Below are 26,121 nucleotides of genomic sequence, written 5' to 3' on the forward strand. Positions count from 1 at the left end.
TTACTAAAGGTGTTAGTGACTCTTTTGCGAGGCGATTTCTAGCGATAGTCGACGCGGTCGTTAGCCATTTCTATCGGACGGTGAGCTGGTCGAGCAGCTGCGCCAGGCCGTCGGTGCGCGGGGCCACCTCGAGCGCGGGGTCGTCGCTGAGGATGGCCTGCTGCAGCAGGTGTAGCCGCTTGGAGGGCTCCAGCCCGAGCTCCTCGGTCATCGTGGCGCGCAGCTGCTGGAACACCCGCAGCGCCTCCTGCCGGCGGCCGCTGCGGTGCAGGGCCACCATGAACTGGGCGTGCAGGTTCTCGTGCAGCCGGTGCTCGGCCATCATCCCGGCCAGGTCGGAGAGCACCTCCTGGTGGCGGCCCAGCCGCAGGCGCGCCTCGATGCCCTGCTCGACGGTGGTCAGCCGGGACTCTTCCAGCCGCTTGATCTGCGGCTGCAGCAGCGGCCCGGCCCGCACGTCGGTCAGCGCGGGGCCGCGCCACAGGTCCTGGGCCTGCATCAAGCGCTCGGCCGCGGCCGCGTTCTGGCCGGTCGCGAGCGCGTGGCGGCCCTCCGCGGAGAGCCGCTCGTACCGCTCCAGGTCGAATTCGTCGGAGGCGCTGCGGAAGAGGTATCCGCCCGGCGTCGTGACGAGGACGCTCTTGGCGACCTCGGACGCCGGGACGGACAGCGCCGCGCTGAACAGCTTGCGCAGGTGCAGCACGTAGGTCTGCAGCGTGGTCAGGGCGCTGGCCGGGGGCTCGTGGCCCCAGAGCTCCTGGATGAGGGCGGACACCGGCACGGTCTGGTTGGCCTGTAACAGCAGCAGGGACAGCACGGAGCGAGGCTTGGGCGCGGTGGGGTCGCCGGCGAAACTCCACAGGTGAGCGTCAATGGTCCAAGGACCCTGATTTCCAGGCCCCTCCCCATTAGATATGACATTGACTAGGACCTCCGAGGGAAAGGTGCGCACGCTTGGGATGATCAGCAATCTACCCGAGATGGGGCACGTTCCTGCCAGTGCCGGCAGGCCCCTGTCCCGATAGGTGGGCGTCATTTGTTTGGCTGATCGATGAACTTGTGCGCAACCCGGCACGCCACCGTACAAGCGGAGATCCCCGGACAGTGGGAGCGCTCCCGACTCTACGGCGATCCGCTACCTTGTCCGGATTTAACCCGTCCCCTCATTGGTCGTCGTCATGCTGGAACTCTTCCAGAGTATTGACGCTTACCTGTGAAAAATCACCCCTGATTCGCCGCGCCCGTACCAGCCAGGTGCCGCTGGCGCATGAGGAACTTGCGCACCTTACCGGTTGGGCCCACCACGATGTCAGCCTCCGGCACCGCGACCACCCGCCGCAGCGTCGCCGCCGCCGGCGCGCCCAGCGCGTCCCGCACGGCGTCCGTCCGGTCCACGTCCGGGTCCGCGCCGGCGTCCAGCATCAGCAGCACGTCGGTCAGCACCGCGCCGCCCTCCACGCCGGCGACGACGGTGCAGTCGCGCACGTCCGGGCAGCGCATCAGGATCCGCTCCTCGGTCAGCGCGGTGTAGAGCCACTGCCCGCCGCCCAGGTCGACCGCGTCGACCGCCCGGTCCACGTGGTAGTAGAAGCCTTCCGCGTCCCGGTACATCAGATCCCCCGTCAGGTACCAGCCGCGGAACCGGGTGCGGTACGTGGTGACCGAGTCGTTCCAGTACCCCGGCGCCAGCGTCGGCGACTTCAACCCCACATGCCCGACCGCGCCGACCGGGACCTCCGCGCCGGTGTCCAGGTCGAGCAGCGCTATCTCCGCAAAGGGGTACGGCTTGCCGACGCACCGGCCGTACCGGTCGCTGTCCAGCGTGTGTGTGATGTGGAACGCCGAGTGCCCCATCTCGGTGGAGCCGATGCCGTCGATGAAGCGGGACCCGGGCACCGTCACCGGACCGTCCGATGTGAACCGCTGGTGGCTGCCGGCCGCGACCAGCCGCCGGATGTGCGACTCGTGCGCCGAGTCGCCGGTGTTGAACCACACCTTGACCGAGGCGAGGTCGCGCGTGCTCAGATCGAAGCGGGCCAGCTCGGCCCAGGTCACCGCGAACCCGAACACGCCGGTCGGCCGCCACCGCTCGATCGCGTCCAGCACCGCCTCCCCGCTGCCGCTGAACTGTCCACCTTGTGCGGACAGGAACAGCAACTCGTACCGGTTGCACAGCGCCTGGTTGAACGTGATGATGCCGGCCGCGTGCGCCGCCGGCAGCACGGACAGCTCACGCACCGCGCCGCTCGGCCGCGGCTCGGTCAGCCGTACCCGGCGGATCGCCGCGAACAGGCTGCTGTGCGAGTGCACCACCGCCGCCGGCACCCGGGTGGTGCCGGACGAGTGCGTGATGGCGACCGGGTCGTCGGCGTGGTGCCGGTAGTGCTCCGGCGCCCCGGCCGGATCCCCGCCGCCGGTCTCGGCGACGTCGACCAGGGTCGCGCCGTCGAGGTCCGCCCCGGCCAGCGCGGGCCGGTGCGCCGCGTCCACCAGCACCCGGACCGCGCGCAGCCGCCGTACGAAGCCCACCGCGATCTCGCCGGGCATGTTGCCGTTCATCAGTGCCGGGATCGCGCCGATGCGCACCAGGGCGAAGAAGTTCAGGAACACGTCGGCCGCCGAGGTGACGTACACGGCGACCGGGTCGCGCGGGCGCACGCCGTGCTCGTACAGCCAGGCGGCCCGCGCGGCCACCCGCTCGCCCAGCACCCCCAACGACAGCGGCTCGTACGCGGGGCGACCGTCCACATCGGTGTCGAACGTGACGCCCGGCCCGTCCGGGTCGGCGCCGTGCTCGGCCAGCTTCAGCAGCACGTTGCCCGCGCCCAGCTCGGGGTCGGCGGCGAGGGTGGCTCGAATGCTCATTGACTGCTCCTATCGCACCGTGCGGGCAAAAAGGCGGGTGGACCAGGCGATGGTGACGGCGGCCAGCGCGGTGACCCCGATCAGGCCCTGCCACACCGACGCGTCGCCGACGCGGCCGTCGAAGAGGGCCCGCATGCCGTTCGTGGCCCAGTAGAAGGGGTTCCATTCGGCGACGTTCTGGATCCACACCGGCGCCAGGACGATCGGCAACAGCACCCCGGCCAGCAACGAGACCGGCTGCGCCACCGAGTTCATCACCGGGCCGAGCGCACCCTCGTTGCGTACGATCAGCGTCACGGTGTACGAGATCGCGGTCGTCATCAGCGCGATCAGCGACAGCAGCAGGAACGCCAGCGCCAGGTCCAGGGGTCCGACCCGCAGCCCCAGCGGCGCCGCGATCACCATGATGATGGCGGACTGGACCAGCAGCGAGGCGACGTCGCGCAGCGCCCGCCCCAGCAACAGGGCCGAGCGGCTCACCGGCGTCACCCGGGCCCGCTCGATGACCCCGGCGCGCAGCTCGGCGAGCAGGCCGAAGCCGGTGAACAGCCCGCCGTAAAGCGACATCACGACCAGCAGGCCCGGAATGTAGACCCGGTAGGCGTCGGCGTAGCTGTCGACGTCCAATGCCGGCTTGAGCATCGGCGCGAAGAGCACGAGGTAGATGACCGGCTGGGCGAGACCGAAGATGAGCCAGGTACGGCTGCGCAGCAGCAGCGTGATCTGTTGCTGGAAGACCAGCCACGTATCGCGGGCGAGTTTCACGGATGGCAGGTTATGGCCCTGCGCGGACCCGCAACAAGCGCCTTGACCGGGAGTCAAGCCTTGCTGCGCACGCGGCTCCACCGGTAATTGAGCGCCGTCGACATAAACTCCTGCCGATGAAGAGCCAGCGGATTCCCGTCCGGTTCGAAGGCGACGGCAGCGGCGTCGAAGAGCTGTCGTGGGGCCAGCGCGAGATGTGGCAGGCGATGCGGCGCCAGCTCACCTGGATGCCGATGGGGTACGCCGTGCCCATCGCGCCCGGCACCACCCTGGAGGACGCCGTCGCCGACCTGCGCTTCATGATGGGGCGGTACCAATCGATGCGCACCCGGCTGCGGCACGACCCCGACGGCCATACCCGTCAGGTGGTCGTCGCCGCCGGCGAGACCGCGCTGGAGGTGGTCGACGCCGACGACGACGCCGACCCCGCCGAGGTGGCCGACCAGGTCCACCAGCGGTACTGGAACAGCGACTACGACTTCGTCAACGACTGGCCCATCCGGGTGGCCGTCGTCCGGCACCGCGGCGTCCTCACCCACCACATCGCCGTCCTGTGCCACCTGGTCACCGACGGCTTCGGCGCCCTGGCCGCCCTGCGCGAGCTCGCCGACCGCGACCTCGTGTACGGCCGCAAGCCGGCACCCCCGATCACCGCGATGCAGCCGATGGAGCAGGCCCGATGGCAGCGCTCCCCGGCCGGCCAGCGCGAGCTCGCCGCGGTGCTGCGCCGGTGGGACTCGGTGCTGCGGGAGATCCCGGCCCGGCGCTTCCCCGGCTCCGCCGACCCCCGGAACCCCCGCTACTGGCGGGTCAACCTCGACTCCCCCGCCACGCTGCTCGCCGTCCGCGCGATCCGGGCACGCACCACAGTGGACCCCACCACGATCCTGCTCGCGCTATTCGTCGTCGCGCTCGGCCGGGTCACCGGCGCCAGCCCCGTGGTGACCCGGGTGGTGGCCAACAACCGCTTCCGGCGCGGCCTCAGCGACGCGGTCAGCCCCATCACCCACACCGGCCTGTGCGTGGTCGACCTGCCGGACACGACCTTCGACGACGCCCTCGCCCGCGTCGAACGCCGCTCCGTCGCCGCCTACCGGTACGCCTACTACGACCCGGCACGCCTGGACGAGCTGGTCGAGCGGGTCAGCCACGAGCGCGGCGAGGAGCTGGACCTGTCGTGCTTCTTCAACGACCGCCGGCTACTCACCCGCGACCTGACCGCCGCACCGCCGCCGGCCCCGGACGAGCTGGCCGCCGCCGTATCGCTGAGCCGGATCCGTTGGGACAGCCAGGACAAGCCCGTCGAACGGCTCTTCGCCACCATCAACGACGAGCCGGACACCCTTGACCTGGAGATGTTCGCCGACACCCACCACGTGTCGCCGGCCGACATGGAGGCACTCGTCCGCGGCATGGAGACGCTGGCCGTCGCGGCGGCCTTCAACCCCAAGGCGTCCACCCGGATCCCGGCCGCGGCGGGTGTGTCATGACGCACGTCACCGTCCCGTTCGAGGGCGACGGCGGCGGCGTCGCCGCCCTCGCCTGGGGCCAGCGCGAGATCTGGTCCGCGATGGTGCGGCAGAACTGGTGGCTTCCGATCGGGTACGCGCTGCCGCTCCCGCCGGGCACCACAGTGGACGACGCGGTCGACGACATCCGGTTCTGCGTCAGCCGCTACCCGACCATGCGCACCCGGCTGCGCCACGACCCGGACGGCCACACCCGGCAGGTCGTCGCGGCCGCCGGAGAGCTGAGCGTGGAGATCGTCGACGCGGCCGACGGAGCCGACCCCGACGCGGCCGCCGAGCAGGTACGGCAACGCTACTGGGCCGGCGACCACGACTTCGTCGCCGACTGGCCGGTCAAGGCGGCCATCGTCCGGCACCGCGGCGCGGCCACCCACCTCGTCCTCGTCCTGTGCCACCTGGTCATCGACGCCATGGGCGGCCTGGTAATGCTCGACGAACTGGCCGCCCGCCGGGCCGGCAAGGACCTGCCCCCGATCGGCACCCCACCGCTGGAGCAGGTCCGCTGGCAGCAGTCACCGGCCGGGCAGCGGCAAACGGCCGCCGCCCTGCGGCACTGGGAAGGGCTGCTGCGCACCGTCACGCCGGAGCGCTTCGCCGGCTCCACCGACCACCAGCGCCCGCGGCACTGGGAGGGCTACTTCCGCTCCCCCGCCGCCCACCTCGCGCTCCAGGTCATCGCCGAACGCACCAAAGTGGACGCCTCACCGCTGCTGCTGGCGCTCTTCGCGGTCTCCCTCGCCCGGCTCACCGGCATCAACCCCGTCGTCGTCCAGGTCGTGGTGGGCAACCGCTTCCGGCCCGGCCTCGCCGAGTCGGTCAGCCCGGTCAACCAGAGCAGCCTGTGCGCGATCGACGTCGCCGACAGCACCGTCGACGACGCGGTCCGGCTCGCCGCGCGCCGGGTGCTCGCCACGTACAAAAACGCCTACTACGACCCGTCCCAAGTGGACGACCTCGTCGCCCGCGTCGGCCGGGAGCGCGGCGCGGACCTCGACATCGCCTGCTACTTCAACGACCGCCGGCTGGAGGTCCGCGACCGGGCCGCCGGGCCGCTGCCCACCACCGACCAGATCCGGGCCGCGCTGCCGCACAGCACGTTCGCCTGGGGACGGCGGCAGGAGGACCCGTGGGAACGCCTCTTCGTCCACATCGAAGACGTGCCCGACACCATGGCCCTCACCATCAACGGCGACACGCACTTCGTCTCGCCGGCCCACCTGGAGGCGTGCCTGCGCGGCATGGAACAGGTCGCGGTCGAGGCCGCCCTCGACCCGGCGGCCACGACCCGCGTCCGGCGGACCACATGACCGCGCTGGCCGCCGTCGCGACGTACCTGCCGGACCGGCGGGTGCCGATCGAGGAGCTGGCCGACGGGCTCGACCTGACCCCCATGCAGGTACGCCTGTTCCGGCGCTTCCACATGCTCTCCGACGTCTGCCGCGACCCCGACGCCACCCCGCTCGACCTGCTCCTGGCCGCCGTGTCCAACCTGGACGCACTGCGCGGCCAGGAGCACCGCGTGCGGTACGTGCTGTACGCGCGCACCTTCCCGGTCGTCGTGCCGTACCCGCTCAACCCCCTGCACGCCCTGTGCCGGCTGCTCGGCCTCGACCAAGCCGTGGCGTTCACGGTCACCCACCACGCCTGCGCCACCGGCCTGCTCGCCATCGACGTCGCCGGCCGCCTGCTGGCCAGCGACCCCGACCCCGACGCGTACGCGCTGGTGCTGGCCGGCGAGAAGGCGTTCACCCGGGACGCCCAACTCGTACCGGAGACCTCCATCTTCGGCGAGGGCGCCTCCGCCTGCCTGATCCAGCACTCAGGACCGCGGGACCGGCTGCTGTCCTACGCCGCCAACCAGCGCGGCGAGTTCGACGACGAACTGTCCGACGACACGGCGAAGTTCCAGGAGGAATACCACTCGTCGCTGGCCGACGCGATCCTGGCGGCCGTCGACCGGGCCGGCCTCGACCTCGCCGACCTCGCGCTGATCCTGCCGCACAACGTCAACCTCGTGGCCTGGCAACGGCTGTGCCGGCGGATCGGCTACCCGGTGGCCCGGGTGCTGCTGGACAACGTGCCACTGACCGCGCACGTCTTCTGCGCCGACGCGTTCGTCAACTACACGACCGCCCACGCGCGGGGACTGCTACACCCGGGCGACCGCTACCTCGTCGCCGCCGCGGGAGCCGGGCGCGGCGCCACGTTCTCGGCGATGGTTTTCGAACACTAGTGATGGGACTGGGCACCATGGAGCAGCTCGACACGGACCTCCGGCCGCAAGTCGTGAGCACCATCCAGGCGCTCCTGCCGCGGGTGCTGCGGCGGGAGATGCCGGACGCCTCGGAGCAGACCCGCCTCATGGAAGACCTGGGCATGAGCTCGTCCAGCTCGCTGGAGCTGATGCTCGAGCTGGAGGACAGCCTGGAGATCCAGATCGACGTCGAAGACATCGACCGGGAGGACTTCGCGACGATCGGCACGCTCGCCGACTTCGTCGTCAAGCACCTGATGCCGGCCGGGTGACGCGGATGTACACTGCCGGCCCGCCCGCCACCGACTACCCCGGGCCGCACCTCGTCCGCGCCGCGCGCCGCGCCTTCCCCGGCCCGGCCGCCCGCGCCGCACACCCCGAGCACGCGCCACACCTGACCGCGTACCTGTCCGATCTGGTCCGGCCGTACGGGCTCGCCCTGCGCCAGCCGGCCGGCGGCCACTCGTACGGCGAGATGGCCGCCGCGCTGGTCGCCGACACCGTCCCGCCGCACGAGCCGGTCGACCTGCTCGTGCTGGCGTTCGCCGTGCCGGACATCCGCCCCGGGCGGGCCACCGCGACGTACCTGAGCCACATCTGCCCCGGCGCCCCCATGGCGTTCGCGGTCTGCGACCAGGGCGCCGCCGCCGGCTTCACCGGGCTCCGGCTGATCCGCGAGTACGCCCGCACCGGCGGCTGCCGCCGGGCCCTGCTCCTCGTGGTGGAGCAGGCCGGTCTGCCGTACGACCCGGCCGCCCCGGTCGCGCTCCCGACCCGGCACACCGGCGTGGCTCTGCTGTGCGGCGACTCAGGCACGGCGTGGCTCGGTCCGGTGCGCCAGGTACCCATGGCCCCGGGGCAAGCCGGCACAGCGCCGCCCGCGCTCCCGGCCGACCTGGACGCCGACACGCTGATCCTGGGCAACGGCCTGGGACCGGTACCCGGGGCCCGCTCGGCGCCGTCCGGACAGCCGTACACCGGTGTGTGGTGGACGCTGGCCGGCGAGCTGGCCGACCCGACCGCCCGCCGGATCGTGCTGGCCGACCACGACCCCGTGCTCGGCTACCTGTGTACGTCCACCGTGGAGATTGGTGGGACCGTCGAGGAAGGAGGCACAGGTGTCCGAGTGGAACTGGGGGCGTCCTGACGAGCTGTCGCGACTGATGGACGAGGCATGGTTGGGCCTGGCCCGGTGCGACAAACTGGAACCCGTCGCCGCCGCTGCCCCGTACTCCCGCGACCAGCTGGGCGCCCTGGGCGTGACCGGCATCGAGTTCGCCGCCTGGAAGACCGCCCATCCGGAAGGGCTCGGCAGCGACCTGGTTTCGCTGCGGACCGACGACGCCACCACCGAGGCCGGGCACATCTGGCGGGTGGACGGCGAGTGCTACTTCGTAGCGCTGGACATCTGCCGGCCGCTGCCGTTCGCGGACGGCTCCGTCGACTGGGTGTACGCCGAGCACCTCATCGAGCACGTCACGCTCGACGACGGCATCACCTGGCTGACCGAGGTGCGGCGGATCCTCGCCCCCGGCGGACTGCTGCGACTGACCACCCCCGACCTGGCGACCTATGTGGACAGTTACACCACCGGGAGCGCGTTCTTCGACCGGCACCGCAAGCGCCTGCACGCCGCGGGCCTGGGCCCACCGATGCCGGCCCGCCGGGCGTTCATGTTCAACCAGATCTTCTACCTGTACGGCCACCGCTGGCTCTACGACCTCGACGAGCTGCGGTACGCCCTGGGCGAGGCCGGCTTCGACCCCGACACCGTACGCCGCGCGTCCTTCCGCAAGGGCGCCCGCCCCGACGTAGCCGACCTAGACCGCATCCTCCGCAAAGAAGAGTCCATGTACATCGAAGCAACCCCCCTACCGTGATCAGGGCGTCCCTCAAGTCGTTGGAACGACTTGAGGGACGCCCTGATCACGGAAAAGAGGGGGTACGAGCTAGCGCCAGGTGTCGAGGAGGCTGACCGGCGCGGTGGGCGTGTAGTAGTGGTTCTCGCCCGCCTCCCAGGTGACCGTGCCGTCCGGGTCCTTCTTGATGTACTTGTACTCGAACCGCTCTCCGGTCGGCAGGTCCACAGTGGCTCGCCAGACCGGATAGGTGGCGGCGGACATCGCCACCGCGTTGGCCGGGTTCCAGGAGCCGAGCGCCGGCACGTTGCCGACCACGAACACGTTCTGGCCCCACCAGGTGGTGGCGTTGACGCCGAAGGTGACGGCCACGGTGCTCGGCGTCGTCGGCGGTGGGGTGCTGCCGCCCGACGCCGGAGCGGCGACGTGCAGTGCCACCCCGCGGTTGGCCGGGATCGCGGTGGTGAAGGCGCCGCCGGACACCGTGACCGCGCCACCGGTGCACACCCCGGTGGTGGCGTTGTACGTGCCGCGGGCCACGTTGCAGTACGTCCCGTCCGGCAGGCCGGTGCTGAACGTCCGGGTCCACGCGCTGCCGGTCGCGTTGAACGCGGCGTACCCCCTTGCCCCTCGCGCGAAGGCCAGCCGGCCGCTGCCGTCGGTGACGACGGACCCGATGCCGGTGCCTTCGGTCGCGTTGCGGAAGCTCGGCATGCCGGCGACCTGCTCGTTGCGGTGCTCGCAGATCCAGGCGGAGTTGGCGCAGTCGGTGGCGTTGGTGGTGCCGCCCGACGAGCTGGGCGGGCCTTGCGCGGTCACCGAGCCGAACGCGTAGCTGGACATGAGCTGCGGCCGCCCGTACGGGTGGGCCATCATGAACGCGTCGGCCAGGTAGTACCGGTCACCGTCCTTATAGGTCAGTGTCGGCGTGGACCGCTGGGTGTCGTGGTTGTCGACGAAGACGACGGACTGGGCGCCGGTGAGGCCGCCGTAGTTCGGCAGGCTGCCGAGCTGTGCGATGTTGCCGTCCTTGAACGCCGACGCGACCGACCGCTGGTAGTCGAAGTTGGTGACCGCGCCGTACGGGGCGTACGCGGTGTACGGGACGGTGGCGTCGCCGTACACCTCGTGGAAGAGGTCCGGCTTGCCGCCGAACTCCGGCACGTCGTGCAGCCGCGAGATGATGTCGGCCAGGTGCGCCTCCTGCACGTGCTTGGCCGCGTCCACGCGGAAGCCGGCCACGCCCAGGTCGATCACCGAGTTCATGTACTTGGCGATCTTCCGGCGTACCTCGGGGAGGCTGGTGTCGAGGTCGGCCAGGGCGAGCAGCTCGCAGTCCTGCACCTCGTTCTTGTCGCTCCAGTTGCTGATCGTGCGGTAGCAGGTGCCGAAGTCCGCGTACCCGTAGCTGTCGCCGGAGCCGTCGTTGAACAGGTTCGGATAGTCGTACTTGGTGTAGGCCGTCCCGGCGCTGCCGGGGCCGCTGCCGACCGAGCCGGTGCCGCTCATGTGGTTGAGCACCAGGTCGACGTAGATCTTCACACCCCGGGCGCGGCAGCGCTGGACCATGTCGATGAACTCGGCGCGGGTCCCGCGCCGCGTCTGGTCGATCCGGTACGACACCGGCTGGTAGTCCTGCCACCAGGGGTACGTCGCGCCTTCCGCACTGGGCAGCACCACGTGCTCCTGCGGCGGGGACACCTGTACGCCGCCCCAGCCGTTGGGGCCGAGGGTGGTCTCGCATTCCTGGGCGATCGACGACCACCGCCACTGGAAGAGGTGGACGATCGAGCTGCCGTTGCTCTGGACGGCCGCCTGTGCCGTGGGGGCGGTGGCGGTGAGGAACAGGACGGGTCCGACGAGCGCCGCTAGGGTGGCGGCGATCGATCTACGTGGGGACATCGCGCTCTCCAGACGAAGACGGGGGGGTTCCGGGTGCACGAGCTTTGCAAGTTTCGCAAGAGTTTCCAGGTTGTGTCCAGATCCTTGCAGCAAGACTTTTCAGGTGGGGAGACTTGCTCATGACTTATCCACCGGCGCGGTATAAGGGCGATTCGGGCGACATCAGCGCTACGTACCGGCCCGATGGGCACGCGCCGGAGCTGACGTACCGCACCGGCAACACGGTCCATTACCTGGCCACCGGCACGACGACCAACGGCCAGTTCGGCCTCTACCGCTGGGAGATGGGCCCGGCGCCCAGCGGCCCGGATCCGCACTTCCACCGGTCGATCTCCGAGTCGTTCTACATCCTCACGGGTACGGTGCGGATCTACGACGGCACCCGCTGGATCGACTGCACGCCGGGCGACTTCGTCCACGTACCGGAGGGCGGCGTGCACGCGTTCCGCAACGAGTCCGGCCAACCGGCGACGATGCTCCTGCACTTCGCGCCCGGCGCCCCCGCGAGGGCTACTTCGAGGGCCTGGTGGGCCTGGCCGGCAAGACCGACGAGGAAAAGGCCGCCTTCTTCCTGGAGCACGACACGTTCTGGCTGTAGCCGCCCGGGCCGGCGCGGCCCGCGTTTCCGCGGGCCGCGCGGCGCGCGCCGCGGGGGGCGCCGCGTCGATCAAGGACTTCTGCGCCGATCAAGGGCAAAAGGTCGTGGATCGGAGATCAAAGCACGGCCGTTCGCCCTTGATCGACGGGAAAGCCCTTGATCGCCGCGGCGCGCAAGCGCCGCGCGGGGCGATCCGGGGACATCTTGTACGATTGTACTTGTACAGACGTACAAGAGAGGGAGCGTGCTGTGCCGTACGTGTTTTTGTTGGGTGCCATCGCGGCCGAGGTGTTCGCCACCAGCCTGCTCAAGTCGACCGAGGGGTTCAGCCGGCTCTGGCCGACCGTGGCCTGCCTGACCGGCTACGTGGTCTCGTTCGCGGCACTGTCCCAGGCGGTCAAGGGCGTCCAGGTCGGGTTCGCGTACGCCCTGTGGTCCGGGCTGGGCACGGCCGCGATCGTCGCCATCGGCGCGGCCTTCCTCGGCGAGCCGATCACCTTCGTCAAGGTCGCCGGGACCGCGCTGATCATTCTCGGCGTCGTGACGCTCAACCTGGGCGGGGCGGCGCATTGACCGGCCCGCGCACCCAGCGCCGCCGGGACCCCGAGGCCCGCAAGGAGGCGCTGGCCACCGCGGCGCTGGAGGTCATCGCGGAGGCGGGCATCGGGCGTACCACGCACCGGGCCGTCGCCGCTCGCGCGGACCTGCCGCTGGGCGCCACCACCTACTACTTCCCCACCCTCGACGACCTCATCGCCGCCGGGCTGCGCCGGGCCACCGAGGCGGTCCGCGCCGACCTGCGGGTCTGGGCCGAACGGCTCGCCACCGCCCCGGACCTGCCGGCGGCGCTCGCCCGGATGAGCGCGGCCTACCTCGCCGACCGGCGGCGCGCCCAGATCGAGTACGAGTTGTACGTCGCGGCGGCACGCGACCCGGTGCTGCGGCCGCTGGCACGGGAGTGGCTGCGCGGGCTGCGCGACGTGCTGGAGCCACACGTCGGCGCGGCGGCGGCCCGTGACGTCTGCGCGCTGCTGGACGGTGCGATGCTGCAGGCGCTCGTCACCGGCGGCGACCTGGACGAAAAGGCGCTGGCCGAGGCGATCCGCCGGCTCACCCGGGGCGGCGCGGGGTGTGGCGGCGGTACGGGCTGACCGTCGGGTCACCCTCGATCCAGAAACGCCACGGCCGGTCGTGGGCGCCGTTCACGCCGACCCGGGGGCCCGCGGCGATCGCCGACTCGGGCACCGGCGCGGACGGCGGCGCAAGCCGCACCGGCCCGTCGCCGAGCAGGTACGCCCCGTACGCCGTCCCGTCGATGCCCAGCGCCTGGCACAACCGGGCCGGACCCCGGGCGAGGTCCCGAGCGGAAGCGGCAGACCGACGCCGCGAGGACGCCACCGCGGTGCCGGACAGGACCGCACCCGCGCGCAGCAGCACGGCGGCAGCCTCGCCGGGCGGGCCCGTCACCACGTTGGCGCACCAGTGCATCCCGTACGTGAAGTACACGTACAGGTAACCCGGCGGCCCGAACATGATGGCGTTGCGGGGCGTACGGCCGCGGTGTGCGTGCGAGGCGGGGTCGCCGGCCGTACCCGCGTATGCCTCGACCTCCGTCAGGCGGACCGTGACGCCGCCGGCGGACAGCTCGCACCCCAGCAGGCCGCGCGCCGCCGGCAGCACCGGCCCGGCCAACAGCGAAGCGAGGTCGGTCAGCGAGGCACCACCCGCGCCGTGACCCATTCCCGCCACCCGTCCAGCTTGTCCACCACGGCGGCGAGCTGGTCGGCGACCGGACCCGGGCCGGTCGAGCCGGGGGTGATCCGGGCGGCCAGCGCCGACCGCACCGACAGCACGTCGCGCACCGTGGGATCCAAATAGGAGCTGACCAGCGCCAAGTCCTCGTCGCTGACCTCGTCGAGCGCGCACTCGCGGGCCACGCAGAGCGCGACCAGCCGGCCGGTCACCTCGTGCGCCTCGCGGAACGGCACGCCCTTGCGGACCAGCCAGTCGGCGACCTCGGTGGCCAGCGTGTAGCCCACCGGTGCGGCGGCGACCAGGCGGTCGACGCGTACCGTCATGGTGGAGATCATGCCGGCGAGAGCCGGCAGCACCAGCTCCAGGGTGTCGACGGCGTCGAAGACCGGCTCCTTGTCCTCCTGCATGTCCCGGTCGTACGTCAGCGGCAGGCCCTTGAGCATGGTCAGCACCGTGACCAGGCCGCCGATGAGCCGGCCGGCCTTGCCGCGGGCCAGCTCGGCGATGTCCGCGTTCTTCTTCTGCGGCATGATCGACGAGCCGGTGGCGAACCCGTCGTCCAGCTCCGCCCAGCCGAACTCCTGCGATGTCCACAGCACCACCTCCTCGCCGAGGCGGGACAGGTGCACCCCGACCAGCGCGGTGATGAAGAGGAACTCGGCGACGAAGTCCCGGTCGGCGACGGCGTCCATCGAGTTGGCGGCCGGCGCGTCGAAGCCGAGCTCCTTGGCCACCCGCACCGGGTCCAGCGGCAGCGACGAGCCGGCGAGCGCGCCGGCACCGAGCGGGCTGATCGCGGCGCGGGCGTCCCAGTCGCGCAGGCGTTCCAGGTCGCGCAGCAGCGGCTGCACGTGCGCGAGCAGCCAGTGCCCGAACGTGACCGGCTGCGCGTGCTGCAGGTGCGTCATCCCGGGGGCCGGCGTGTCGACGTGCCGCTCGGCCTGCTCGACCAGCGCATCCGCGAGCTGCACCAGGCTGGCGGCCACCCCGCGGGCGTGGTCGCGCAGGTAGAGCCGCAGGTCGGTGGCGACCTGGTCGTTGCGGGACCGGCCGGCGCGCAGCTTGCCGCCGAGGGTGCCGAGGCGTTCGAGCAGGCCACGCTCCAGCGCGGTGTGCACGTCCTCGTCCTCGACCGTCGGCCGGAACGCCCCGGAGGCGCAGGCGGCCTCCAGGTCGTCGAGCGCGGCGAGGATCTGGCCGAGCTCGCCGGCGTCGAGCAGCCCGGCGCCGGCCAGCACCCGGGCGTGCGCGCGGGAGCCGGCCAGGTCGTACGGGGCCAGGCGCCAGTCGAACTGGACGCTCACGGACAGGCGGGCGAGGGCCTCGGCCGGGCCGCCGGCGAACCGGCCGCCCCACAGGCTGGTACGAGAAGACACGACTGACATTCTTACCCCAACCGTCCGTCCCGGGCGGCCGCGATCCGGCTCGGCAGCCCCCACAGCCGCACGAACCCCACCGCCTGCGACTGGTCGAACGTGTCACCCGTGTCGTACGTGGCCAGGTTGAAGTCGTACAGGCTGGCCTCGGAGCGCCGGCCGGTGACCACCGCGCGGCCGCCGTGCAGCGTCATCCGCACGTCGCCGGTCACGTGCCGTTGGGTCTGGGCGACGAACGCGTCCAGCGCGTCCTTCAGCGGCGAGAACCACAGGCCGTCGTACACCAGTTCGGCCCAGCGCTGGTCGACGCTCTTCTTGAAGCGGGCCACGTCGCGCTCGACGGTCACGGCCTCCAGCTCCTGGTGGGCGGTGATCAGCGCGATCGCGCCCGGCGCCTCGTACACCTCGCGGCTCTTGATGCCCACGAGCCGGTCCTCGACCATGTCCAGCCGTCCGACTCCCTGGGCTCCGGCCCGCCGGTTCAGTTCCGCTATCACCTGGTACGGGGTGAGCGTCTCGCCGTCGATCGCGACCGGCACCCCGGCGTCGAAGGTGAGCACGATCTCGTCCGGGTCGCGCGGCTCCGCCGGGTTGGCGGTGTAGGTGTAGAGGTCCTCGACCGGCGCGTTCCAGATGTCCTCCAGGAAACCGGTCTCGACGGCCCGGCCCCACAGGTTCTGGTCGATCGAGTACGGCGACTTGTGGCTGACGTCGATCGGCAGGCCCTTCTCCTCGGCCAGGGCGATGGCCTTGTCCCGGGTCCACGCGAAGTCCCGGGCCGGCGCCACGACCTTCAGGTGCGGGGCGAGCGCGCCGATGCCCACCTCGAAGCGGACCTGGTCGTTGCCCTTGCCGGTGCAGCCATGCGCGACGACCGTGCCGCCGTGCCGCTGGGCCGCCGCGACCAGGTGCTTGACGATCAGCGGCCGGCTCAGCGCGGACAGCAGCGGGTAGCGGTCCATGTAGAGCGCGTTGGCCCGGACCGCCGGCAGGCAGTAGCCGGCCGCGAACTCGTCCTTCGCGTCGATGACCTCGGCCTCGACCGCGCCGCAGTCCAGGGCGCGCCGGCGGATGGCGTTCATGTCCTCGCCGCCCTGCCCGAGGTCGACCGCGACCGCGATCACCTCGGCGCCCATCCTGTCCGCCAGGTACGGGATGGCGACCGACGTGTCCAGGCCGCCGGAGAACGCCAGCACGACGCGCTCAGTCACGGGAGCCGCCGTTCTCGTCGCGCCCGGCCCAGGCGCCCAGCTTCTCGGCCAGGTCCGCCCCGGTCAGCGGCTCGCGGGCCACGACGAAGATGGTGTCGTCGCCCGCGATGGTGCCGACGATCTCGGGCAGGCCGGCGCGGTCGAGGGCGCTGGCCAGGAACTGTGCCGCGCCCGGCGGGGTGCGCAGCACGGCCAGGTTGCCGCTGGAGTCGGTGCCGGTCAGCAGCTCGCGCAGCAGCCGGACCAGGCGCGCGGGCGCGTGCTCGGCCGGCCGGGGGCGGGGCAGCCCGTCCTCCGGGATCACGTAGACGGCCGGGCCGCCGTCGGCACCGCGTACCTTGTAGGCGCCCAACTCCTCCAGGTCGCGCGACAGCGTGGCCTGGGTGACCTGCACGCCGTCCTCGCCGAGCAGCTCGGCCAGCTCGGTCTGGGAGCGCACGCCGCGCTCGCGGATCAGGTCGACGATCCGCGCGTGCCGCGCGGTGCGTGTCCCTGGTCCGGTCATTGTTGGTCCAACAGCCATGTCAACAGCGCCTTCTGTGCGTGTAGGCGGTTCTCGGCCTGGTCCCAGACGGCGCTCTGCGCGCCGTCCATGACGTCGTCGGTGATCTCCTCGCCGCGGTGCGCGGGCAGGCAGTGCAGCACGACCGCGCCGGGTGCGGCCGCCGCGAGCAGGTCCTTGTTGATCTGGTACGGCCAGAAGGGGGTACGCCGGTCGCGACCGTCCTGCTCCTGACCCATCGACGTCCACGTGTCCGTGGCGAGCACGTCCGCCCCGTCCACCGCCTCGAAGGCGTCCCGCAGCACCTGGGTGGAGCCGCCGGTCCACGCGGCGATCTCGTCGGCGCGGGCCACGACGGTCGGCGACGGGTCGTATCCGGACGGGCCGGCGACCCGCACGTGCATGCCCGCGGTAACCCCGGCGATCAGGTACGAGTGGGCCATGTTGTTGGCCGCGTCGCCGACGTACGCGAGGGTCCGGCCCGCGGTGCCGCCGCACCGCTCCCGCACGGTGAGCAGGTCGGCGAGGAGCTGGCAGGGGTGGAAGCCGTCGGTGAGCGCGTTGACCACCGGAACGGTGGCGCCGGCGGCCACCTCGGCCAGCCGGTCGTCGCCGTAGGTGCGCATGACGATCGCGGAAACGTAGCGGGACAGCACCTTGGCGGCGTCGGCGAGGGTCTCGCCGCGGCCGAAGTGGGTGCCCTGCGCGTCCACGACGATCGGGTTGCCGCCCAGCTCGGCGATGCCCACGTCGAAGGACAGCCGGGTACGCAGGCTCACCTTGTCGAAGATCACCGCCACCGACCTCGGCCCGGCCAGCGGCGTGTACGCGTACCGTTCGGCCTTCATCGCGGCGGCCAGATCGAGCACAGTGGACTGCTCGGCCGGCGTGAGGTCGTCGTCCCGCAAGAAGTTTCGTGTCATGACGCGGCGTCCAATGCGGACGGCAGGGCCGCCAGGAACGCGTCGACCTGGTCGGCGGACAGGATCAGCGGCGGGGCGAGCCGCAGCACGTCCGGCTGCACCGGGTTGGTCAGGAAGCCGGCGTCGCGCAGCACGCCGGCCACCGCCCCCGAGGCGGGCGCGCTGAGCACCACGCCCAGCAGCAGGCCGGCGCCGCGCACCTCGCGGACGAGGGGGTGGCCGAGCGCCTCGACGCCGGTCTTGATGCGCTCCCCGATCCGCTTCACGTGGTCCAGCAGGCCCTCGTTGGCGATCGTCGAGATGACCGCGAGCGCGGCCGCGCAGCTGATCGGGTTGCCGCCGAACGTGCTGCCGTGGCTGCCCGGCCCGAACAGGTCGGCCGCGCCGCCGAACGCCAGGCACGCCCCGATCGGCAGCCCGCCGCCCAGGCCCTTGGCCAGCGTGACGATGTCCGGCTCGACGCCGTCGGCCTGGTGCGCGAACCAGTGCCCGGTGCGGCCGACGCCGGTCTGCACCTCGTCCAGCACCAGCAGGGCGCCCTTGGCCGTGGTGATCTCCCGGGCCGCGGCCAGGTAGCCGGCGGGCGGCACGACCACGCCGTTCTCGCCCTGGATGGGCTCCAGGATCACCATGGCCGTCTCGGTGGTGACGGCCGCGTCGAGGGCGGCCACATCGCCGTACGGCACGTGGGTCACCTCGCCGGGCAGCGGGCGGAACGGGTCGGCCTTGCTGGGCTGGCCGGTGAGCGCGAGGCTGCCCATCGTCCGGCCGTGGAAGCCGCCCTGGGTGGAGACGGCGTGCGTGCGCCCGGTCAGCCGGGACAGCTTGAACGCCGCCTCGTTGACTTCCGAGCCGGAGTTGGCGAAGAACACGCGTCCCTGCCGGCCGGCCAGGGCCAGCAGCAGCTCGGCGAGCGCCACCGGCGGCTCGGCGACGTACAGGTTGGACACGTGGCCGAGCGCGGCGACCTGCTTGGACACCGCGGCCACGACCGCCGGGTGGGCGTGGCCGAGCACGTTGACCGCGATCCCGCCGAGTAGATCCACATAGGACCTGCCGGACTCGTCGTACACCACCGCGCCCTCGCCGCGGACCAGCCCGAGCGGCGGCGTGCCGTAGTTGTCCATCATGGACTGCGTCCACCGGTCAACGAGGCTCATGATCCAGTCACCATCGTTCCGAACCCTTCCGAGGTGAAGACTTCCAGCAGGGTGGAGTGCGCGACCCGGCCGTCGACGACATGTGCCGCCGGCACGCCGCCCTGGACCGCCCGCAGGCACGCCTCCATCTTGGGCACCATGCCCGACTCCAGCTTCGGCAGCAGCTCGGCCAGCGCGTCCGTGCCGATCTGCGAGACCAGGCTGCTCGTGTCCGGCCAGTCGGTGTAGAGGCCCGGCACGTCGGTGAGCACGACGAGCTTGCGGGCCTGCAGCGCGATGGCCAGCGCCGCCGCGGCGGTGTCGGCGTTCAGGTTGTGCAGTACGCCGTCCGCGTCCGGCGCCACCGTGGAGATGACCGGGATGCGGCCGGCGCCGATGAGGTCGGCCACCGCGGAGACGTCGACCTTTTCCACGTCGCCGACGAGGCCCACGTCGACCGCCTCACCGTCCACATAGGCGTGCCGCCGTACGGCGGTGAACAGCCGCGCGTCCTCGCCCGACAGGCCCACCGCGAACGGACCGTACCCGTTGATGAGGCCGACCAGCTCGCGCCCGACCTGGCCGACGAGCACCATCCGGACGACGTCCATCGCCTCGGGCGTGGTGACCCGCAGGCCGCCGCGGAACTCGCTGTCGATGCCCAGCCGCCCCAGCATCGCGGAGATCTGCGGCCCGCCGCCGTGCACGACGACCGGCTTGAGCCCGGCGTACCGCAGGAACACCATGTCGGCGGCGAACGCCTTCTGCAGCTCGGGATCGATCATCGCGTTGCCGCCGTACTTGACGACGACGGTCGAGCCGTGGAAACGGGCCAGCCACGGCAACGCCTCGATGAGGGTGGCCGCCTTTTCCTGTGCTGTGATCACCGCAGCCGTCATGTGGAGTACGCCGAGTTCTCGTGCACGTACGCGTGGGACAGGTCGTTGGTCCAAATGGTCGCCTCCGCGTCGCCGGCGTGCAGGTCGATCCGGATCTTCACGCCCCGCCCGGACAGGTCCACACTGGACCGGTCCTCGGCCGCGGCACCACCCTTGCACACCCACACCCCGTTGACCGCGACGTCGATCGCGTCCGGCTCGAACGCGGCCCCGTCGTGCCCACCGCGGCGAGGATGCGGCCCCAGTTGGGATCGTTGCCGAACAGGGCCGTCTTGACCAGATTGTTGCGGGCCACCGACCGGCCCACCTCGACCGCGTCGTCCTCGCTGGCCGCGCCGGTCACCTCGATGGCGACCTCCTTGGTGGCGCCCTCCGCGTCGGACAGCAGCTGCTGGGCCAGATCCTGGCAGGCTCTGGTGACGGCTTCGGCCAGCTCGTCGTCGGTCGGTTCGATGCCCGACGCGCCGCTGGCCAGCAGCAGCACGGTGTCGTTGGTGGACATACAGCCGTCCGAGTCGACCCGGTCGAACGAGACCCGGGTCGCCGCCCGCAGCGCCGCGTCGAGCGCGTCCGGGCCGGCGACCGCGTCGGTGGTGAGCACGCACAGCATCGTGGCCATGCCGGGCGCCAGCATGCCGGCGCCCTTGGCCATCCCGCCGACGCTCCAGCCCTGGTGTTGAATGGCCGTCGTCTTCGGCCGGGTGTCGGTGGTCATGATGGCCTCGGCCGCGGCCGGGCCGCCCTTCTTGTTGAGGGCGCGTGCCGCGGCCGCGACGCCGGGCAGCAGCTTGTCCATCGGCAGCCGCTCGCCGATCAGCCCGGTGGAGCAGACCGCCACGTCCGCGGCGCCCATGCCACCGAGCATCGCGGCGACGTACTCCGCGGTGGCGTGGGTGTCCTGGAAGCCGCCCGGGCCCGTGCAGGCGTTGGCGCCGCCGGAGTTGAGCACGACCGCGCGCACCACCCCGGCCCGCAGCACCTGCTGGCTCCACAGCACCGGCGCCGCCTTGACCCGGTTGCTCGTGAACACGCCGGCCGCGGTGGCGTCCGGCCCGTCGTTGACCACCAGCGCGACGTCCGACCCGCCGCTCTTCAACCCGGCCGCGACGCCGCTCGCCCGGAACCCCTTCGGTGCGGTGACACTCATTGCTGGCCTCCGATCGGGACTGCGGGGCTCGCAGGCGCGGGCGCCGCGTATGCCGGCAGCCGCCACTGAAGCTCACTCCTCGCACCGATCACGGTGCCACCCCGTACATCGGCAGGCCCGCTGTCTCCGGTAGGCCGAGCATGAGATTGGCGCACTGCACGGCCTGGCCGGCGGCGCCCTTGCCCAGGTTGTCGATGGCGCTCGTGACAATCACCCGGCCCGAGTCGATGTCCACTGTGGCCTGCAGGTGGCAGGCGTTCGACCCGTACGTCGCCGCGGTGTGCGGCCAGGCCCCCTCGGGCAGCACGTGCACGAACGGCGCATCCGCGTACGCCTCCTGGAGGACCTGCCGGGGGTCGGCGGTGCCCGTGGGGAGCGCGGTGACGGTGGCGAGGATCCCGCGTGGCATCGGTGCCAGCACCGGCGTGAACGACAGGCTCCGCGCCCCGGTCGCCTGCTTGATCTCGGGGACGTGCTGGTGCCGGCCCACCTTGTACGGCGACAGGTCGCCCATCACCTCGCTGCCCAGCAGGTGCGCCTTGGCCGCCCGGCCCGCCCCGGACGTGCCGGAGGCCGCGACCACCACCACGTCGTCCGGCGACACCGCGCCGGCCGTGATCAGCGGCGCCAGCGCCAGCGTCGTCGCGACCGCGTAGCAGCCCGTCGCGGCCACCCGCGTGGAGATCGCGATGGCCGCCTTCTGGCCGGGCAACTCGGGCAGCCCGTACGTCCACGCCCCCGCGTGCCCGCCACCGTAATACTGGATCCACGCTCCAGCATCCTGGAGCCGGTGATCGGCGCCGAGGTCGACGACCTTGACCGTGCCGGCCAGCGCCGCCGCGAGCGCGGCCGACTGCCCATGCGGCAGCGCCAGGAACACCAGGTCCGCGTCGGCCAGGGCCTCCGGTCCGGTCGCCCCGAGCACCAGGTCCAGCCCGGTCAGATGCGGGTGTACGACGGAAAGCGGCGACCCGGCCTGGCTGTGTGCCGTCGCGGCCACCAGGTCTAGCTCGGGGTGCCCGGCGATCAGGCGCAGCAGTTCCCCGCCCGCGTACCCGCTCGCTCCGGCCACCGCGACCCGGATGCCCATGTTTACCTCCGCATGTCTATGCAACGAGGCTAGCAAGCCATGCGGACCGCTGCAAGGTCATGCAGAACGCTTGACATGTGACTGTTTAGTCACATAACTTTTCGTGGTGACCGATGACGACCTGGTCTTCAAGGCGCTCGCCGATCCGAGCCGGCGGTTCCTGCTGGACCTGCTCTTCGCGAGGGACGGCCGGACGCTGACCGAGCTGGAGTCGGAGCTTTCGATGACGCGCTTCGGGTCATGAAGCACCTGCGGGTGCTCGAAGACGCGGGCCTCGTCGTCACCCGCCGTAGCGGCCGGGAGAAGCTGCACTTTCTCAACCCGGTGCCCATCCGGCAGATCCACGACCGGTGGATCGACAAGTACACGGAGCACCGCACGGCGGCACTCCTGGATCTCAAGCACGAACTGGAGGGAGAGTCATGACGCAGGTGTATCGGATCTACATCAAGGCCACAGCCCAGGCGATCTGGGACGCGATCACCAAGCCGGAGTGGACCGACCGGTACGGCTACCGCGGCCTCGCCGAGTACGACCTGCGCCCGGGCGGGGCCTACCGGGCCCGCGCCAACGAGGAGTACCAGGCGATGGGCATGCCGGAGTACCCCGTGGAGGGCGAGATCATCGAGGTGGACCCGCCGTACAAGCTGGTCCAGACGTGGCACCCCACCTGGCTCGACGAGCCCCCGACCCAGCTGACCTACGAGATCAAGGAAGGCCCGGACGGCGTCTCGATGCTGACCGTCACGCACGAGACCGAGGGCGCACCACAGACGGCCGCACAGACCGCCGGCCAGATCGAAGGCGCCGGCGGCGGCTGGGCCGAGGTCCTCAGCGACCTCAAGACCCTCCTAGAAACCGGCAAATCCCTCCACGAGTAGGTCGCACCCTCCCAGTGTGGGTGATCATGAAGTTGTCCCCTGGGCTGCGGCGCGTCGCGAGGACAACTTCATGATCACCCGGGCCATGTCAGCCCAGGGGGAACCATTCGCCACACATCGAACGGACGGTAGCCCGATCGCTGCGGTGATCATGAAGTTGGCGTCCAGGTAAGCGCTCTCCCCATCGCTAACCTCATGATCACCGCAGGCCGGCGTCGATCGCTCGACTTGGCGGGGCACAGGGCCAGCCGCCGCCGCTTGACAGCGCCCAGGGACCCTTAACCACCCGGCCTTGGGGCGCCCCACTGACGGGCCGGGCGCCAGCGCTCGCCCCGCACTCTGAGTGCGCGCGGCGCTGCGCCGCTCCGGCCCGCCGCCCCAGTCGTGGCGTGTACAGGGGAGCCCCGCGCCGATCAAGGACCTTCGCGTCGATCAAGGGCGAACGGTCGCGGATCGGAGATCAATCCACGACCGTTTGCCCTTGATCGACGGGGAGAGCGGCCGACGGGGCCGCGGGGAGAGGGGCCGGAAGGGCGGGAGGAGCGGAGCGGGGGGTGGGGAGGGGGATGTGGTGGTCGGGCGGCGGCGGAGGCGTTCGGCGCCTATCGCGGTGAGCAGGAGAAGTACGGTCGCGCCGCTGATCCAGGCACCCGCGTTGTGGTACGGCAGGGTGTAGGCGAAGCGGATCACATGGTTGCCCGCGGGGACGGCTACCGCGGCGAGCCCGTGGTCCGCGGGGACCAGGGCGGCCCGCTCGCCGTCCACGGTGACCGTCCACGTCGGTTGGATCGCGTCGGCGATGACCACGTATCCGGCGCCCTGGGCCTGCACCGAGACGGAGACCTCGTCCATGCCGTCGTTGAGCCAGGTGACCGTGGCCGGGGCGCCCTCCGCGGGTGCCCCCGCGGCGTTCAGCACGACCTCGTCGTCGGCGAGCCGGCCGCTGGACAGCAGCTCCAGCCGCTTCTGCGGGTCGGGCTCCACCACCGCGCGCGCCGCCCAGCGGACCCGTTGCAGGGCGTGCGTGCGCTGCCAGATGGTCACTGTGGAGTCGTCGTACACCAGTTTGACGCCGTCGTCGGCGCTGGCCACGGCGGACACGGCGGGCGCGGAGCCGCGGCCGGCCACCGCCAGCGAGCCCTCGCGGACGGTGATCTCCGCGGTCAGCGCGGTGCCGGCGGGCACGTCCTCGGCGGCGAGCGGGACGTAGAACGGCGTGCCGGCCTCGATGCCGCGGTCCAGGCGCTCGGCCGAGGCCACTTCCCGGCCGCTCGGGTCGCGGAGCACGACCGAGATCCGGGTACGCAGGGTCTGCTCGACGGTGCCCACGGGGGTGACGCCGACGCCGCGGATCGGGCCGCTCACCGGCACCGGGACCGTCACCGTCTGGTCCGGCTGGAGCGACAGCGTCGTGCCGTCGCCGGCGTCCACGTGTGGCGTGCCGAACGGGGCGCGTTCCGGCGGGGTCAGGTAGTGGCTCACGCTGACCCGGTCCAGGACGGGGCTGTCCGGTACGCCGCGGGTGGGCGCGTCGGGCGCCAGGATGCTGGCCGGCTTCGGCGGAAGCGGGAGCTGCTGGCCCGGCAGGGTCTCGACGAGCTCCGCGAACTGCTTCTCCACGAACGCGTGCCCACCCAACGAACGCAGCCCGTGGATGGCCTGCACGCCGCCGAAGACGGTGCGGGACATGCCGAAGAACCGGGAATGGCCCAGGTGCGAGGCCAGGTACGCGTCGACGCCGCTGACCGGGTAGAAGTTGTCCGGCTTGGTGCGCGGGTAGTACGGGCGTACCCACATGAGGGCCTGCACCGCGATCAGCGCGGGGATGAGCGTGGCCGCGCCGATCCGGGCGATCCGCCAGCGCTTGTCGGCGCCCGGGTTGCCGAACCACAGCCAGGCCGCGCAGACCAGGGACAGCGCCACGAACGCCAGCCCCACCGCGACTTCCTGGTTGAGCTGGCCCAGGTACTGCGGGCCCTCCCGCGTGCCGTACGGCTTCTGCGCCCAGCGCCGGCCCTGCAGGTACACCACGACGCCGGCCACGCCGACCAGCGCCCACACGGCGGCCCCATACCCAATGCGGGCGCGCGAGGTCGTTTCCCGGCGGTGGCGGACCAGCAGCTCGAAGCCGGCCGCGGCGAGCACCGCGACGAGGAAGCCGAGCACGCTGCGGGCCCGCTCGACGGAGTTGTCGGAGAACAGGAACGGCAGCTTCTGCAGCAGCGCCAGCGGCGGGCCGCCGAGGAAGACGACGACGCCCCAGGCGAGCGTGGCGGCCACCATGAACGCCCAGGTGGCGCGCGGCAGCAGCCGGCGGCCGGCCCGGGCCAGCGCCACGGCGGCGATGGCGAGGACCAACGCGGCGGCGCCGACGTACGACATCTCCTCGATGAGGATCCGGATGTGGAACCACAGCGGCGGGCTGGCCGGGTTGGCGGTGCCGAACGCGTACGGAGCGATGGTGGTGAGCAGCATCTCGGGCGGCACGTGCTGGTCGGGGGTCTGCGCCCGGCCGCGTACCAGCACGGTGGACATGTACGCGGCCCAGGGCAGCAGTTGCACGGCGACCAGGCCGGCGCCGGCCACCACGCCCGCGCCACCGGCGAGCATCCGCCCGGCGACCGGTTTCCAGCGCCCGGGATGCTCGGCCAGCGCCCGCACGGTGAGGTAGAACGCGCCGGTCAGCAGCGCGTATCCGGTCACCGCGGGGAAGCCGCCGAACAGCATCGCCGCCACCACGAGGGCGACCAGCGCGACCTCGCGTGGGCGCACGTGTGCGACCAGCCGCTCGATCGCCCAGAAGAGCACCGGGATGAAGACGGCCACCCGGGTCTGCGGCCAGTTCGTCCACAGGATCACGAACGCGCTCGTGGTGAACACCAGGCCGCCGAGCAGGGACGCGGCCCGGCCGAGCCGGATGCGGCGCAGGAAGAGGTAGCAGCCGCCGACCGCGACGACGATCTCCAGCAGCTTCACGTACGCCGGTGCCAGCCAGGCCGGCAGGAACCAGAACGGCAGCGCCACCGGCGAGGCCAACCCGTAGTTGGGCGTCGAGGCCAGCGGCACCCCGCCCATGATGTACGGGTTCCACAGTGGGTAGTCGCCGTCCCGGACGCCCTCGCCGAAGAGCGCCTCGTTGGGGATGGCGGCGTCGACGGTGTCGCCGAGCCCGACGGTCTGCTGCCGTACGCCGAGCAGCTGCTCGTCGCGGTACGGGCTGATGTTGGCCAGCAGCCCACTCTCCACCATGGACGATCCGCCCCACAGCGGCGAGCCGATCCCGATGAACGCGAACGCGGCGACGGCCAGCACCACGGCGGCGGTCACCACGTCTGGTAACCGCCGCTTAAGCGTGGGTTCACGTTGACCGCCGGGCGGCTCGCTCTCTGCGGGCAGGGCGGGCTGCTCGACGGTCGTCGTCATCGG

The 26,121-nt window shown here is 71.8% G+C and carries 25 protein-coding genes and 1 pseudogene; 12 read left to right on the plus strand and 14 right to left on the minus strand.

The features are described 5' to 3' along the window. Positions 1 to 70 precede the first annotated feature (70 nt). From Prum_RS07505 to Prum_RS07515, 3 genes are all read right to left on the minus strand, one after another. Positions 71 to 1,036: an AfsR/SARP family transcriptional regulator gene (locus tag Prum_RS07505; RefSeq protein ID WP_281368862.1), complete on the minus strand. Its 966-nt coding sequence runs from the start codon at positions 1,034 to 1,036 to the stop codon at positions 71 to 73. 185 nt (positions 1,037 to 1,221) lie between these two features. Then, positions 1,222 to 2,865: a class I adenylate-forming enzyme family protein gene (locus Prum_RS07510; RefSeq protein WP_173075116.1), complete on the minus strand. Its 1,644-nt coding sequence runs from the start codon at positions 2,863 to 2,865 to the stop codon at positions 1,222 to 1,224. 9 nt (positions 2,866 to 2,874) lie between these two features. Next, positions 2,875 to 3,630: an ABC transporter permease gene (locus tag Prum_RS07515; RefSeq protein ID WP_173075118.1), complete on the minus strand. Its 756-nt coding sequence runs from the start codon at positions 3,628 to 3,630 to the stop codon at positions 2,875 to 2,877. 116 nt (positions 3,631 to 3,746) lie between these two features. On the opposite strand from Prum_RS07515, the gene Prum_RS07520 reads away from it, so the two are divergent. From Prum_RS07520 to Prum_RS07545, 6 genes are read left to right on the plus strand one after another with little or no spacing between them, the layout of a single operon-like run. After that, positions 3,747 to 5,120: a condensation domain-containing protein gene (locus Prum_RS07520; RefSeq protein ID WP_173075120.1), complete on the plus strand. Its 1,374-nt coding sequence runs from the start codon at positions 3,747 to 3,749 to the stop codon at positions 5,118 to 5,120. Next, the gene (locus tag Prum_RS07525) at positions 5,117 to 6,466 is read left to right on the plus strand and encodes a condensation domain-containing protein (protein ID WP_173075122.1); all 1,350 of its coding nucleotides are present in this window, start codon (positions 5,117 to 5,119) and stop codon (positions 6,464 to 6,466) included. The genes Prum_RS07520 and Prum_RS07525 overlap by 4 nt, the downstream gene beginning before the upstream one ends. Next, positions 6,463 to 7,392, plus strand: a complete 930-nt coding sequence (locus Prum_RS07530; protein WP_173075124.1) for a 3-oxoacyl-[acyl-carrier-protein] synthase III C-terminal domain-containing protein — start codon at positions 6,463 to 6,465, stop codon at positions 7,390 to 7,392. The genes Prum_RS07525 and Prum_RS07530 overlap by 4 nt, the downstream gene beginning before the upstream one ends. 2 nt (positions 7,393 to 7,394) lie before the next feature. Continuing rightward, positions 7,395 to 7,685, plus strand: a complete 291-nt coding sequence (locus Prum_RS07535) for a phosphopantetheine-binding protein (RefSeq protein WP_246277724.1) — start codon at positions 7,395 to 7,397, stop codon at positions 7,683 to 7,685. 5 nt (positions 7,686 to 7,690) lie between these two features. Next, positions 7,691 to 8,560 carry a 2-hydroxy-acid oxidase gene (locus tag Prum_RS07540; RefSeq protein WP_173075126.1) on the plus strand — a complete coding sequence of 290 codons (870 nt, stop codon included), beginning with the start codon at positions 7,691 to 7,693 and terminating at the stop codon, positions 8,558 to 8,560. After that, positions 8,532 to 9,293, plus strand: a complete 762-nt coding sequence (locus Prum_RS07545; protein ID WP_246277725.1) for a class I SAM-dependent methyltransferase — start codon at positions 8,532 to 8,534, stop codon at positions 9,291 to 9,293. The genes Prum_RS07540 and Prum_RS07545 overlap by 29 nt, the downstream gene beginning before the upstream one ends. Before the next feature lie 69 nt (positions 9,294 to 9,362). Here Prum_RS07545 and Prum_RS07550 read toward each other — a convergent pair whose 3' ends face one another. Beyond that, positions 9,363 to 11,174, minus strand: coding sequence for a carbohydrate-binding module family 20 domain-containing protein (locus Prum_RS07550; RefSeq protein WP_173075129.1), 1,812 nt, complete (start codon positions 11,172 to 11,174; stop codon positions 9,363 to 9,365). A 119-nt stretch (positions 11,175 to 11,293) separates the two neighbouring features. Between Prum_RS07550 and Prum_RS07555 the strand changes: the two genes are divergently transcribed. The 3 genes from Prum_RS07555 (at position 11,294) to Prum_RS07565 (ending at position 12,923) form a co-directional block, all read left to right on the plus strand. Continuing rightward, entirely contained in the window at positions 11,294 to 11,932 is a 639-nt protein-coding gene (locus tag Prum_RS07555; protein WP_246277726.1) for a cupin domain-containing protein, read from the plus strand. 89 nt (positions 11,933 to 12,021) lie between these two features. Next, on the plus strand, positions 12,022 to 12,345 hold the full coding sequence (locus Prum_RS07560) for a DMT family transporter (protein ID WP_173075131.1): 324 nt from the start codon (positions 12,022 to 12,024) through the stop codon (positions 12,343 to 12,345). Continuing rightward, entirely contained in the window at positions 12,342 to 12,923 is a 582-nt protein-coding gene (locus Prum_RS07565) for a TetR/AcrR family transcriptional regulator (protein ID WP_173075133.1), read from the plus strand. The genes Prum_RS07560 and Prum_RS07565 overlap by 4 nt, the downstream gene beginning before the upstream one ends. Here the strand turns inward: Prum_RS07565 and Prum_RS07570 are convergent. From Prum_RS07570 to argC, 9 genes and pseudogenes are all read right to left on the minus strand, one after another. Then, the gene (locus Prum_RS07570) at positions 12,883 to 13,512 is read right to left on the minus strand and encodes a DNA-3-methyladenine glycosylase (RefSeq protein ID WP_173083502.1); all 630 of its coding nucleotides are present in this window, start codon (positions 13,510 to 13,512) and stop codon (positions 12,883 to 12,885) included. The two genes, Prum_RS07565 and Prum_RS07570, sit on opposite strands and share 41 nt — an antisense overlap. Then, positions 13,482 to 14,912 (minus strand): argininosuccinate lyase, encoded by a 1,431-nt coding sequence (gene argH / locus Prum_RS07575; RefSeq protein ID WP_173075135.1) that lies wholly within the window; start codon positions 14,910 to 14,912, stop codon positions 13,482 to 13,484. The genes Prum_RS07570 and argH overlap by 31 nt, the downstream gene beginning before the upstream one ends. A 2-nt stretch (positions 14,913 to 14,914) precedes the next feature. Further along, positions 14,915 to 16,114, minus strand: coding sequence for an argininosuccinate synthase (locus tag Prum_RS07580; RefSeq protein ID WP_173075137.1), 1,200 nt, complete (start codon positions 16,112 to 16,114; stop codon positions 14,915 to 14,917). Continuing rightward, positions 16,107 to 16,619 carry an arginine repressor gene (locus tag Prum_RS07585; RefSeq protein ID WP_173075139.1) on the minus strand — a complete coding sequence of 171 codons (513 nt, stop codon included), beginning with the start codon at positions 16,617 to 16,619 and terminating at the stop codon, positions 16,107 to 16,109. Before Prum_RS07585 ends, Prum_RS07580 begins: the two co-directional genes overlap by 8 nt. Then, entirely contained in the window at positions 16,616 to 17,539 is a 924-nt protein-coding gene (gene argF, locus Prum_RS07590; RefSeq protein WP_173075141.1) for an ornithine carbamoyltransferase, read from the minus strand. The genes Prum_RS07585 and argF overlap by 4 nt, the downstream gene beginning before the upstream one ends. After that, on the minus strand, positions 17,536 to 18,702 hold the full coding sequence (locus Prum_RS07595) for an acetylornithine transaminase (protein WP_173083504.1): 1,167 nt from the start codon (positions 18,700 to 18,702) through the stop codon (positions 17,536 to 17,538). Before Prum_RS07595 ends, argF begins: the two co-directional genes overlap by 4 nt. Then, a complete protein-coding gene (gene argB, locus Prum_RS07600; RefSeq protein ID WP_371871199.1) occupies positions 18,696 to 19,565 on the minus strand; it encodes an acetylglutamate kinase in 870 nt (289 codons plus the stop codon). The genes Prum_RS07595 and argB overlap by 7 nt, the downstream gene beginning before the upstream one ends. Positions 19,566 to 19,573: 8 nt before the next feature. After that, positions 19,574 to 20,724, minus strand: a pseudogene (gene argJ, locus Prum_RS07605) (bifunctional glutamate N-acetyltransferase/amino-acid acetyltransferase ArgJ). Between the two features lie 88 nt (positions 20,725 to 20,812). Beyond that, positions 20,813 to 21,814: an N-acetyl-gamma-glutamyl-phosphate reductase gene (gene argC, locus Prum_RS07610; protein WP_173075145.1), complete on the minus strand. Its 1,002-nt coding sequence runs from the start codon at positions 21,812 to 21,814 to the stop codon at positions 20,813 to 20,815. Positions 21,815 to 21,920: 106 nt separating this feature from the next. Here argC and Prum_RS54450 point away from each other — a divergent pair, with 106 nt between their 5' ends. Genes Prum_RS54450 through Prum_RS07620 form a run of 3 tightly spaced genes read left to right on the plus strand, consistent with a single transcriptional unit; the run spans position 21,921 to position 22,695 of the window. After that, on the plus strand, positions 21,921 to 22,058 hold the full coding sequence (locus Prum_RS54450) for a helix-turn-helix domain-containing protein (protein WP_308785343.1): 138 nt from the start codon (positions 21,921 to 21,923) through the stop codon (positions 22,056 to 22,058). Then, positions 22,055 to 22,240, plus strand: a complete 186-nt coding sequence (locus Prum_RS54455) for an ArsR/SmtB family transcription factor (RefSeq protein ID WP_308785344.1) — start codon at positions 22,055 to 22,057, stop codon at positions 22,238 to 22,240. The genes Prum_RS54450 and Prum_RS54455 overlap by 4 nt, the downstream gene beginning before the upstream one ends. Beyond that, positions 22,237 to 22,695, plus strand: a complete 459-nt coding sequence (locus Prum_RS07620; protein WP_173075147.1) for an SRPBCC domain-containing protein — start codon at positions 22,237 to 22,239, stop codon at positions 22,693 to 22,695. Before Prum_RS54455 ends, Prum_RS07620 begins: the two co-directional genes overlap by 4 nt. A 432-nt stretch (positions 22,696 to 23,127) precedes the next feature. On the opposite strand, the gene Prum_RS07625 is transcribed toward Prum_RS07620, so the two are convergent. Beyond that, complete coding sequence (locus Prum_RS07625; protein WP_173075149.1) at positions 23,128 to 26,118, minus strand: hypothetical protein; 2,991 nt, start codon at positions 26,116 to 26,118, stop codon at positions 23,128 to 23,130. Between the last annotated feature and the right edge of the window lie 3 nt (positions 26,119 to 26,121).

The organism is Phytohabitans rumicis, assembly GCF_011764445.1.
Taxonomy (GTDB): Bacteria; Actinomycetota; Actinomycetes; order Mycobacteriales; family Micromonosporaceae; genus Phytohabitans; species Phytohabitans rumicis.